Origin of the sequence: Streptomyces mauvecolor (assembly GCF_039532965.1) — a bacterium.
Lineage (GTDB): Bacteria > Actinomycetota > Actinomycetes > Streptomycetales > Streptomycetaceae > Streptomyces > Streptomyces violascens.
On record NZ_BAAASQ010000012.1, the window covers coordinates 241,949 to 253,299 of the forward strand.

The 11,351-nt window shown below is 72.0% G+C and carries 10 protein-coding genes; 5 read left to right on the forward strand and 5 right to left on the reverse strand.

Annotated elements, in window-relative coordinates:
- Window positions 1-2: 2 nt before the first annotated feature.
- The 4 genes from ABD346_RS17920 to ABD346_RS17935 form a co-directional block, all read right to left on the reverse strand.
- A complete protein-coding gene (locus ABD346_RS17920; protein WP_344375901.1) occupies window positions 3-686 on the reverse strand; it encodes a GNAT family N-acetyltransferase in 684 nt (227 codons plus the stop codon).
- Window positions 687-998: 312 nt separating this feature from the next.
- A complete protein-coding gene (locus tag ABD346_RS17925; RefSeq protein WP_344375902.1) occupies window positions 999-1,685 on the reverse strand; it encodes a gamma-glutamyl-gamma-aminobutyrate hydrolase family protein in 687 nt (228 codons plus the stop codon).
- Between the two features lie 27 nt (window positions 1,686-1,712).
- Window positions 1,713-3,179, reverse strand: a complete 1,467-nt coding sequence (gene eat / locus ABD346_RS17930; RefSeq protein WP_344375904.1) for an ethanolamine permease — start codon at window positions 3,177-3,179, stop codon at window positions 1,713-1,715.
- A gap of 182 nt (window positions 3,180-3,361) precedes the next feature.
- On the reverse strand, window positions 3,362-4,114 hold the full coding sequence (locus ABD346_RS17935) for a FadR/GntR family transcriptional regulator (protein WP_344375905.1): 753 nt from the start codon (window positions 4,112-4,114) through the stop codon (window positions 3,362-3,364).
- Between the two features lie 77 nt (window positions 4,115-4,191).
- Here ABD346_RS17935 and ABD346_RS17940 point away from each other — a divergent pair, with 77 nt between their 5' ends.
- The 5 genes from ABD346_RS17940 (at window position 4,192) to ABD346_RS17960 (ending at window position 10,068) form a co-directional block, all read left to right on the forward strand.
- The gene (locus tag ABD346_RS17940; protein ID WP_053723549.1) at window positions 4,192-5,556 is read left to right on the forward strand and encodes a glutamine synthetase family protein; all 1,365 of its coding nucleotides are present in this window, start codon (window positions 4,192-4,194) and stop codon (window positions 5,554-5,556) included.
- A gap of 8 nt (window positions 5,557-5,564) precedes the next feature.
- A complete protein-coding gene (locus ABD346_RS17945; RefSeq protein ID WP_344375907.1) occupies window positions 5,565-6,935 on the forward strand; it encodes an aldehyde dehydrogenase family protein in 1,371 nt (456 codons plus the stop codon).
- Window positions 6,936-6,941: 6 nt separating this feature from the next.
- The gene (locus ABD346_RS17950) at window positions 6,942-7,724 is read left to right on the forward strand and encodes a 3-oxoacyl-ACP reductase (protein ID WP_344375909.1); all 783 of its coding nucleotides are present in this window, start codon (window positions 6,942-6,944) and stop codon (window positions 7,722-7,724) included.
- Between the two features lie 120 nt (window positions 7,725-7,844).
- Window positions 7,845-9,128 (forward strand): haloacid dehalogenase-like hydrolase, encoded by a 1,284-nt coding sequence (locus ABD346_RS17955; RefSeq protein WP_344375911.1) that lies wholly within the window; start codon window positions 7,845-7,847, stop codon window positions 9,126-9,128.
- 22 nt (window positions 9,129-9,150) lie between these two features.
- On the forward strand, window positions 9,151-10,068 hold the full coding sequence (locus ABD346_RS17960; protein ID WP_344375913.1) for a DUF2510 domain-containing protein: 918 nt from the start codon (window positions 9,151-9,153) through the stop codon (window positions 10,066-10,068).
- A gap of 12 nt (window positions 10,069-10,080) precedes the next feature.
- Here the strand turns inward: ABD346_RS17960 and ABD346_RS17965 are convergent, their stop codons facing one another.
- Entirely contained in the window at window positions 10,081-11,283 is a 1,203-nt protein-coding gene (locus tag ABD346_RS17965) for an amino acid deaminase/aldolase (protein ID WP_344375914.1), read from the reverse strand.
- Window positions 11,284-11,351 lie beyond the last annotated feature (68 nt).

Genomic DNA, 11,351 nt, shown 5'->3' on the forward strand with positions numbered 1-11,351 from the left:
CGTCAGGCAGGCACCAGGCGGCTGCGGTTGGCGTCCCGGCGGGCGCGGGCCAGGCGCTGCTCGATGGTGTGCCGCACCATCGGCCACTCCTCGTCGAGGACCGAATAGAACGCCGTCCCGCGTACCAGTCCGTCCAGGCCCCGGGTGTGGACCCGGCGCACCCCCTCGCACACCGCGCCGAGACGCTCGATCGCGGCCCGGGAGCGGGCGTTGCGGGCGTCGGCGCGCAGCGAGATGCGTCGCACCCGCCAGGTGTCGAAGGCGTGCTGGAACATCAGGAGCTTGGCCTCGGTGTTGATGCCGGTGCCCTGGGCGTGCGCGGAGAGCCAGGTGGCGCCGATCTCGGCCGCGTCCGGGACCGCGTCGGCGCCGCCGGTCAGCGGCCCGCGCGGCGCGGGCGGCCACACCACGGGCCCGTCCCAGTAGTCGAGTTCGCAGAACCGGGTCGACCCCACGACCAGCCCGTCGGCGGCCCGTACGGTCGCGAACGCCAGGCTCCGCCCGGCCTGCTGGTCGGCCAGCGCGCTCTGGATGTAGGTGTGCGCCGCGTCCAGGCCGTGCGGCACGGGCGTGAAGGCGTACGAGGTCCGGTCGGCCGCCGCTGCGGCGGCCAGGGCCGGTGCGTGGGAGACGGTGAGCGGTTCGAGCCGTACAAAACGGCCCGACAGGATGACGGGTGCGGGCACGGGGCCTTCGGTCCTTCGGGGTGTGGCGGAGCTTCCCCACCGGTGGGCGGGGAGAGCGGGGACACGGAGGAACACACTGTCAGGATGTGTCCGTGAAATGGCCAGGGAAGGAACGAGTGCGCGAAGAGGAACGAGCGGCCAGGTGAAGGCGAGGAGTCTCGGGGAATCCGCCCTGCGAGGGGCGGCGAGAGGAAGATACCCGGATGATCGCCCCATCGTCACCCCCTCGGAAGAGTGAGGATTTCCGGGCGTGTCGTACGGCCCCGGACCGCACCGGGTCCGGGGCCGTCGTGACGGGCCTGAGCTGGGGCTTCAGCGTGTGGACGCGGCCCGTACCAGGCCCTCCATGACGCGGGTGTCCCGGCCCATCTCGGGATGCCACTGGACGCCCAGGACCCAGCCGGGGCCGGGCAGTTCCGCCGCCTCGACGGTACCGTCCTCCGCGTGGGCCGAGGGGATCAGGCCCGTGCCGAGCCGGTCCACGCACTGGTGGTGGTAGGTCGGCACGTCCGCGGCCTCGGGGACGAGCCCCGCGTAGAGCGTGCCCGGCACCGGCTTGACGGTGTGCTCGCCGAACACGCCCCGCCCGCCGGTGTGCCCCTCCAGGTGCTGCACCAGGGTGCCGCCGAGCGCGACGTTGAGGAGCTGGAGGCCCCGGCAGATGCCGAGCAGGGGCGTGTCCGAGGCCAGCGCCGCGTCGATCAGGGCGAGCTCCCAGGTGTCCCGCTCGCGGGCGGGGGGTCCGGTACGGGGCGACGGCTCAGCCCCGTACCGGACCGGCTCGACGTCCGCCCCGCCCGCGACGACCAGGCCGTCCAGGCGTGCCACGACCTCGGCCGCGGCCGCCGGGCCGTCGTCGGGCGGCAGCATCGCGGCGAGCCCGCCGGCCGCCCGGACGAGCCGGGGATATCCGGCGGGCAGCAGGGCGGCGGGCAGGTCCCACACACCCCACCGGGCGGGCTCCAGGTACGTACTGATGCCGATGAGCGGCTTGGACACGGTGGCGGTCTCCGTTCGTTGAGCGGGTCAGTCCCGGGCGAGCTCGGCCTCGGCCGCGGCCAGGGCGGCGAACTCCTCCTCGGGCGCGTGGGCGACCAGACGGTGGCGACTGTAGAAGGCGAAATAGGCCAGGGCGATCGCATAGACGCCGAGCGCGATGAAGGCCGCGTCCTTGTCGACCAGGAACGTCGCGACGAGGGCGAACAGGGCGAGCACGAACGCGACGGACGAGGTCAGGACGCCGCCGGGGGTGCGGTAGGGGCGTTCGAGGCCCGGCTCGCGGCGGCGCAGGACCAGGTGCGAGAGCGCCATCAGGGCGTAGGAGATGGTGGCGCCGAACACCGCGACGTTGAGCATCCGGCCGCCGTTGCCGCTCCAGGCGGCCAGCGCGAAACCGATCGCACCGGGGATGAGGAGGCCCAGGTAGGGGGACTTGCGGCGGCTGGTCAGGGACAGGAAGCGCGGCAGGTAGCCGGCCCGTGACAGGGCGAAGAGCTGGCGCGAGCCCGCGAAGATCAGTGAGAAGAACGACGCGACCAGGCCCGCGAGCCCCGCGTAGTTGACGAAGCGGCTCAGGGCGGTGGGGCCGTCGTCGCCCTGGAGCGCCACGACCAGCGGGTTGCCCGCGTCCTTGAGGGCGGCGGAGCCGTGCGCCCCGGTCGCCGCGAAGAAGGTCACCACGGCGAGCAGCACCAGGATCGACAGGGAGATGGCGAGCGCGCGCGGCATGGACCGCACCGGGTCCTTGGCCTCCTCGGCCGCCAGCGGCACCCCCTCGACGCCGAGGAAGAACCACATGCCGAACGGGAACGCGGCCCAGATGCCGAGCACGCCGAACGGCAGCCACGAACTGGAGCCGAGCGCCGAGGCGTCGACCGGGATGTCGTTGAGGCGGGACGCGTCGAAGTCGGTGAAGGCGCCGATGGCGAAGACCAGCAGGGCGGCGACCGCGATGGCGGTGACCACGAGGCTGAAGCGCAGCGCCTCGCCGACGCCCCACAGATGGATCCCGATGAAGATCGCGAAGCAGGCGAGGTAGACGGGCCAGCCCGAGGTGAGCCCGAACAGGCCGAGCGATTCGATGTAGTCGCCGATGAACAGCGAGATCGCGGCGGGCGCCAGGATGTACTCGATGAGGATCGCGGTGCCGGTCAGGAAGCCGCCCCAGGTGCCGAGCGCCCGGCGCGCGAAGCCGTAACCGCCGCCCGCGGTGGGCAGGATGGCGGAGAGTTCGGCCAGCGAGAACACGAGACAGGCGTACATGATGCCCATCAGGACGGTGGCCGCGGCGAGGCCGCCGAAGCCGCCCTTGGAGAGGCCGATGTTCCAGCCGGAGAAGTCGCCCGAGACCACATAGGCGACGCCGAGCCCGGTGAGGAGCAGCCAGCCGGCGCTGCCGCGGCGCAGCGTGCGCCGGTGCAGGTAGTCGTCCTGGGCGTCCTTGGCGGACGCGGACGGTGCGGTGCGCAGATCGGTGTCGGTGCCCTCGGCCATGAGCCGCTCCAGGTGATCGTCAAGGGAGATCAGGTCAATGGTTCGGCTGCATACCTTTGCTGGAGGGCAGGGTGGAGCGCAAGGGGTGTACGTAAAACCGCGGTTACGGAAATCGCCGGTGAACGCGGGGCCGGGTGGGTTCACGTGGGTTCGGGCCGGGTGCGTCGGCCGCCCCGGACCGCTCAGGTCAGGAAGCCGCGCAGCAGCGCCGCCGTGCCGCCGCAGTGCTCCCGCATCACCTCGCGCGCCCCGTCGGCGTCCCCGTCGAGCACCGCCTCGACCAGTGCGGTGTGCTGGTGCTGCGAGTGCTCCAGGTTGCGGACCAGGAGCGGGATGCAGTCCAGGAGGTCGTTCACGGTGGCGCGGACCGCCGCGTACTGGGCGGTGAGCGTGGGCGATCCGGAGAGCTCGGCGAGCGTGAGGTGGAGCAGGGTGTCCTGGCGGCGGTAGTCGGTGAGCTCGGCGTCGTGGGTCGAGGCGAGCGCGGCCCGCAGCCGCTCGGCGCCCTCCCCGGTCAGCCCGTGCGCCGCGCACAGGCCGGCCGCGCCGACCTCGAGCACCTCCCGGAAGCGCAGGATGTCCTCGACGTCGACCGACGCGATCCGGCGGCGCAGTTCGTCCTCGCCGCCCTCGGCCGCCCGGGGCAGCACGAACGTACCGCCGTAGCGGCCGCGCCGGCTCTCCACCAGGCCCTGGTCCTGGAGCACCTTGAGGACTTCGCGCAGGGTGACCCGGCTGATCCCCATCCGCTCGGCCAACTCCCGCTCGGAGGGCAGCCGTTCACCGGGCGGCACCAGGCCCAGGCGGAGCAGCTGGAGAATCTGCTCCAGCGCTTCCTCGAAGCCGTTCCCGGCCCGTACGGTCCGCAGTACGGGGACGAGCGTGTCCGGCGTCCGGCCGTCCGTGCGGTCCGCCGAGTCGATCTTCTTCGCCACGTCGCGGATTCCCCTTCCCAATCAATGGTCTTACCCCATACCTTATGGCTCTCGGCTGACCCAAGGAGGAGCTTCCCGTGGCAGACCGCACACCCCCGCTCTCGATCGAGGAGCTGCGTGCCCTCGTCGCGAGCGGTGAGATCGACACTGTCGTCCTCGCCTTCCCCGATATGCAAGGGCGACTGCAGGGCAAGCGCTTCGCGGCCGGGTTCTTCCTCGACGAGGTCCTGGCGCACGGCACCGAAGGCTGCAACTACCTGCTCGCCGTCGACACCGAGATGAACACCGTCGACGGCTACGCGATGTCCTCCTGGGAGCGCGGCTACGGCGACTTCGCCATGCACGCGGACCCGGCGACGCTGCGCCGCGTCCCCTGGAACGAGGGCACCGCGATGCTCATCGCCGACCTCGGCTGGAACGACGGCTCACCGGTCGTCGCGGCCCCGCGCCAGATCCTGCGCCGCCAGCTGGAGCGGCTCGCCGAGCTCGGCTACACCGCCCAGGTCGGCACCGAACTCGAATTCATCGTGTTCAAGGACAGCTACGAGCAGGCCTGGGACGCCGGATACCAGGGCCTCACGCCGGCCAACCAGTACAACATCGACTACTCGGTGCTCGGCACCGGCCGCATCGAGCCGCTGCTCCGCCGCATCCGCAACGAGATGCAGGCCGCCGGCCTGACCGTCGAGTCGGCCAAGGGCGAGTGCAACCCCGGCCAGCACGAGATCGTCTTCCGCTACGACGAGGCCCTGGTCACCTGCGACCAGCACGCCATCTACAAGACGGGCGCCAAGGAGATCGCGGCCCAGGAGGGCGTCTCGCTCACCTTCATGGCCAAGTACGACCAGCGCGAGGGCAACTCCTGTCACATCCACCTCTCGCTCACCGACGAGGACGGCCGCAATGTGATGGCGGGCGACGGGCCCGACCACATGTCGCCCGTGATGCGCCACTTCCTGGCCGGGCAGCTCGCCGCGCTGCGCGACTTCTCCCTCCTGTACGCGCCGAACATCAACTCCTACAAGCGCTTCCAGCCGGGCTCCTTCGCGCCCACCGCGGTCGCCTGGGGCCACGACAACCGGACCTGCGCGCTGCGCGTCGTCGGCCACGGCGCCGGCACCCGCTTCGAGAACCGGCTCCCGGGCGGTGACGTCAACCCGCACCTCGCCGTCGCCGGACTCGTCGCGGCCGGCCTCTACGGCATCGAGAACAAGCTGGAACTGCCCGAGGCCTGCACCTCGAACGCCTACGTCGGCGACTACGCCCATGTCCCCACCACCCTGCGCGAGGCCGCCGAGCTGTGGGAGAACAGCCCCATCGCCAAGGCCGCCTTCGGGGACGAAGTCGTCGCGCACTACCGCAACATGGCGCGGGTCGAGCTCGACGCGTTCGACGCCGCGGTGACCGACTGGGAGCTCCGCCGCTCCTTCGAACGCCTGTGAGGAACGACTTGTCCGCTGCGTACGAGCAACAGGTACTCAACCCGGCCACCGAGGACGTCATCGCGACCGTCCCGGGTGCCACCGCCGCCGATGTCGACGCGGCGGTCGCCCGGGCCCGCGCCGCCCAGCGCGGCTGGGCCGCCGCGGCCCCCGCCGACCGGGCCCGCCTGCTCCGCCGATTCGCCGCCGTCGTCGACGAACACATCGAGGAACTGGCCCGACTGGAGGTCACCGAGGCCGGGCACACCATCGGCAACGCCCGCTGGGAGGCGGGCAACGTCCGCGATCTGCTCGACTTCTCGGCCGGGGGAGTGGAACGCCTGAGTGGACGTCAGATCCCGGTCGCGGGCGGCCTCGACATCACCCTGCTCGAACCGCTCGGCGTGATCGGCGTCATCGCCCCCTGGAACTTCCCGATGCCGATCGCCGCCTGGGGCACGGCACCGGCCCTCGCGGCCGGCAACGCGGTGATCCTCAAGCCCGCCGAGACGACCCCGCTCACGGCCCTGCGGCTGGCCGAACTCGCCCTCGAAGCAGGGCTTCCCGAAGGCCTCTTCCAGGTACTCCCGGGTGCGGGGGCCATCGCGGGCGACGCGCTCGTCGAGCACCCCGGCGTCGCGAAGATCGTCTTCACCGGGTCGACGCGGGTCGGCAAGCAGATCATGGCCAAGTGCGCCGACCGCGTGAAGCGGGTCACCCTCGAACTCGGCGGCAAGAGCCCCAACATCGTGTTCGCCGACGCGGACGTCGAGGCAGCGGCCCTCGCCACCCCGATGTCGTTCCTCGACAACTCCGGCCAGGACTGCTGCGCCCGCACCCGCATCCTGGTCCAGCGCACGGCGTACGACCGCTTCATGGAGCTGCTCGGCCCCGCGATCGAGCAGGTGGTGGTCGGCGACCCGGCCGACGAGAAGACGCAGATGGGCCCGCTGATCTCGCGCGTCCAGCTGGACCGCGTCCGCTCCTACGTCGCCGACGACGCGCCCGGCCTGCGGGGCAGCGCGCCCAAGGGCCCCGGGTTCTGGTTCCCGCCGACCGTCCTGACCGGCCTTGCCGCGGACGCGCCCGCCGCCGTCGAGGAGGTCTTCGGGCCCGTCGCCGTCGTCCTGCCCTTCGAGGACGAAGCGGACGCGGTACGGCTCGCCAACGCCACCGACTACGGGCTGTCCGGGTCGATCTGGACCCGGGACGTCGGCCGCGCGCTGCGCGTCTCACGGGCCGTCGCGGCGGGCAACCTGTCCGTCAACTCCCACTCCAGCGTGCGCTATTCGACCCCGTTCGGCGGCTACAAGCAGTCCGGCCTCGGCCGTGAGCTCGGCCCCGACGCCCTCACCGCTTTCACCGAAACCAAGAACGTCTTCATCAGCACGGAGGCCTGAGCACACATGACCGACGACACCATTTGCCGCCGCCTGGTCGGCCGCACCGCCGTCATCACCGGGGCCGGCAGCGGCATCGGCCTCGCCACCGCCAGGCGGCTCGCCGCCGAGGGTGCCAACGTGGTGTGCGGCGACATCGACGAGAGCGCCGGAAAGGCCGCCGCCGAAGCGGTCGGCGGCACCTTCGTCAAGGTCGACGTCACCGACCAGGAGCAGGTCGAGGCGCTGTTCAAGACGGCCTTCGACACCTACGGCAGCGTCGACATCGCGTTCAACAACGCGGGCATCTCGCCGCCCGACGACGACTCCATCCTCACCACCGGACTCGACGCCTGGCGCCGCGTCCAGGAGGTCAACCTCACCTCCGTCTACCTGTGCTGCAAGGCCGCGCTGCCCTACATGCAGCGCCAGGGCCGGGGCTCCATCATCAACACCGCCTCGTTCGTGGCCATCATGGGCGCCGCGACCTCGCAGATCTCGTACACCGCGTCCAAGGGCGGCGTGCTCGCCATGTCGCGCGAGCTCGGCGTGCAGTTCGCCCGCGAGGGCATCCGCGTCAACGCGCTCTGCCCGGGGCCGGTCAACACCCCGCTCCTTCAGGAGCTGTTCGCCAAGGACCCGGAGCGGGCCGCACGCCGCCTGGTGCACATTCCGGCGGGCCGGTTCGCCGAGGCCGACGAGATCGCCGCCGCGGTCGCCTTCCTTGCCAGCGACGACTCGTCCTTCATCAACGCCACCGACTTCCTGGTCGACGGCGGCATCTCCGGGGCATACGTCACCCCCCTCTAAATCCCGCCAACCCCCGCTGTTCACCTGGGGTCCACGCATACGGCAGCCGGGCGTCGCGCGACGCCCGGCTGTGCTGTCTAACGTCCTCGATGATCTTCCCGACGACAGGAGTCCCCCAGCGTGTCCAAGTCCCCCGCCGCCCGCCGGCTGCCGGTCCTCGCCGCGGCCCTCTCCATAGCCGCCGGCGGCCTCGCCGCCGCCCCGCCCGCCGAGGCGCGGACGCCCCACTGCCCTCAACTGGCCATCTCCGACGGGTGGTACGGGGACAACCAGGCCCGGATCCAGGACCTGATCGACACCTACGGACAGTGCGGCGCGGGCGCGGGCCACGGCAAGAAGCCGGTCGCCGTCTTCGACTGGGACAACACCGTCGTCAAGAACGACGTCGGCGACGCCACGATGTACTGGCTGCTGCGCAACTCCAAGATCCAGCGCCCGGCGCGCGGCGACTGGCACACCACCAGCCGCTATCTGACCGACGACGCGGCGAAGTCCCTGGCCGCCGCCTGCCCGGCCGGCACCTCCAAGACCCTTCCGACCGGCACCGACACCAAGTGCACCGACGAGATCCTCGCGGTCTACGGCGACGGAAAGACCGGCAAGGGCGCGGCCGCCTTCGCCGGGTACGACCGCCGCACCATCGAGCCCTCGTACGCCTGGCTCGCCCAGCTGCTGCACGGCTGGACCCCGGACCAGGTCAAGTCCTTCGCGAGCGCGGCCCGCACCGAGAACCTCGACGCCCCCGCCGACGCCGTCCAGACCGTCGGCAGCAACACCAGGGCGACGGCCTGGGTGCGCTACTACGACCAGCAGCGCGACCTGATCCGCACGCTGAAGAAGGCGGGCTTCGACGTCTGGATCACCTCGGCCTCGCCCGAGCCCGTCGTCGACGTGTGGGCGCGCGGCGCGGGCGTCGACCCCGACCACGCCATCGGTATCCGCTCCACCACCGAGCACGGCCGCATCACCTCGCACCTGAAGGGCTGCGGCTCGGCCAAGGACGGCGACGACTCGGTGATCACGTACATCGACGGCAAGCGCTGCTGGATCAACCAGGAGATCTTCGGCGTGCGGGGCGCGGCGGCCGAGAAGGTCCAGCCCGCGGCCGGGCGCCAGGTGTTCGCGGCCGGCGACTCCGACACCGACGTGTCCTTCCTGCGGGACGCCACCGGCCTGCGGCTGGTCCTGAACCGCAACAAGAACGAGCTGATGTGCCGGGCGTACGACGACAGTGACGGCCGCTGGATCGTGAACCCGATGTTCATCGAGCCCAAGGGCCAAAAGACGGCGCCCTACCCCTGCGCGACCACCGGCTACACCGACCACGACGGCACTCCGGCCCCCGTACGGCGCGCCGACGGCTCGGTCGTCCCGGATCAGCGGGACTCGGTGTACGGCGGTTAGAGCCGGGTTCTAGGGTGTGCGCATGAGCATGACGACCCCGCCCGGCTGGTACCCGGATCCGGGCGTGCCCGGCACCGAGCGCTGGTGGGACGGCACCGCCTGGACCGGCCACACCAGAGCGCCGGGCGGGCAGGCGTTCGGGCTGCCCGAGCCGGTCACCGTGGTGGCCGCGCCCGCCGTCCGGCGGCGCGGCCCGCTGCTCGCCATCGGCGCGGCGGCCGTGGTCATGGTGGCCGCGATCGCCGTCGGGGTCGCGGTCCTCGGCAAGGGCGACGACACCCCGCACACGACGAGCGCGAGCAAGAGCGCCACGGCGCCGGTGGCCGTCAACTCCCCTTCACCCAAGCCGAGTTCGGGGCCGACCGACGATCCGCACACCCTCGTCGACCAGCTCAACGGCATCACACTGCCGATCCCGGACGGCTGGGAGAAGACCGACGACGCGGTGACGGGCCTGGTCACCATGGCGACCAAGGACACCTACAACTGCCCCGGCGACTCGGGCTTCTGCCACCACGGCAGGGTCACCACCTCGACGGCGACCATGACCGACCTCAAGACCGCCGAGGCCGTCGCCAAGAACGACATCACCGACGCCGCCAACGACGCCTACGACCACGACCCGGTCGGCGCCCGCCTCTACAACGGCATCACCTCGCACCGCGAGGTCGAATCCGGCTCCGTGGTCGTCGACGGACGCACCGGGTACCTGGTGCGCTGGGAGGTCAAGACCGGCGCGGGGCCCGGCGGCTACGTCGAGTCGCTCGCCTTCCCCTCGACGGTGGGCAGCGAGGCGATGGTCATCGCACGGTTCGCCTTCGACGCGGGCAAGGACGGCCCGCCGCTCGCCCTCATGGACACCATCACCCGGGGCATCGCACCCATCGGCGGCGGCCAGAACGGCGGGGTCGGCAGCAGCCTGCCCCCACCGTCGCTGTGAGCCCGATGTGAGCTACAGGAACGTGCGTCCCTCGCCCCGGTACGTCGGCACGGTCGCCGTCACCCGGTCGCCCTCGACGAGCTGCAACTCCTCGAAGCGCTCGCACAGTTCGCCTGCCTTGGCGTGGCGGAACCACACCTTGTCGCCGATCAGGAGGTCGTCCGCGGCGGAGCCGAGCAGCGGGGTCTGCACCTCGCCCGCGCCCTCCTGCGGGTCGTAGCGCAGGCCCTCCGGCAGATACGGCACAGGCAGCCGGTCCGCGCCGGGCGCGCCCGAGGCCGGGTATCCGCCACCGAGCACCGTCACCACGCCGACGCCGGGGCGGCGCACCACCGGCTGGGCGAACAGCGCCGCCGGACGCCCGCTGAATGAGGTGTAGTTGTCGAAGAGCCGCGGCACATAGAGCCCTGAGCCCGCCGCGATCTCGGTCACCGCCGCCTCGGCCGCCGTGTGCTGCACGCTGCCGGTGCCGCCGCCGTTGACGAACTCCAGATCCGGCACGACCGCCCGCACCGCGCGCACCACCTCGGCCCGCCGCGCGGCCAGCTCCCTGCGGGCCGCGGCCTGCATCAGCCGGATCGCGCGCGAGCGCAGCGGGCTGCCCGCCACCGCGTCCCCGACCCCGGCCACATGACCCTCGTACGCCATGAGCCCGACCAGGCGGAACCCGGGCCGCCTGGCCACCGACCGGGCCAGTTCCGCGAGTTGGGCGGGGGAGCGCAGCGGGGAGCGGCGGGCGCCGACGCGGACCCGGCCGCCGAACAGGTGGAGCGAGGTGTCCAGTTCCAGGCAGACCCGCACCTCCAGGCCGTCGCGTTCGCGCGCCCGGTCCACGAGGTCGAGCTGCGCCGGGTCGTCGACCATCACGGTGATCGCCCCGGCCAGCTTGGGATCCGAGGTCAGCTCCGCGAAGGACGCCCGGTCCGCCGACGGGTAGGCGAGCAGCACGTCCTCGAACCCGGCCCGCGCCAGCCACACCGACTCGGCGAGCGTGAACGACATGAGGCCGGCGAACCCCGGCCGGGCGAGCACCCGCTCCAGGAGCGCCCGGCACCGCACCGACTTGCTGGCGACCCGGATCGGCTTCCCGGCCGCCCGGCGGACCAGATCGTCCGCATTGGCGTCGAACGCCTCCAGATCGACGATCGCGACGGGCGCATCGAGATGAGCGGTCGCCCGGTCGTACCGGGCGCGGTCAGCGGCGCGGGGAGTCATGGCGGAAGCCTGCCAGAACCGGTTACCACAAGGTAGGGGAGGACCGGTGCGGATGTGGAAGCAGGACG

Excerpts from the sequence above, each read along its gene's own strand:
- ABD346_RS17950 (WP_344375909.1), top strand. The coding sequence starts at position 6,942 with ATGACCGACGACACCATTTGCCGCCGCCTGGTCGGCCGCACCGCCGTC.
- eat (WP_344375904.1), bottom strand. The coding sequence starts at position 3,179 with ATGGCCGAGGGCACCGACACCGATCTGCGCACCGCACCGTCCGCGTCC.
- ABD346_RS17965 (WP_344375914.1), bottom strand. The coding sequence starts at position 11,283 with ATGACTCCCCGCGCCGCTGACCGCGCCCGGTACGACCGGGCGACCGCT.
- ABD346_RS17960 (WP_344375913.1), top strand. The coding sequence starts at position 9,151 with ATGAGCATGACGACCCCGCCCGGCTGGTACCCGGATCCGGGCGTGCCC.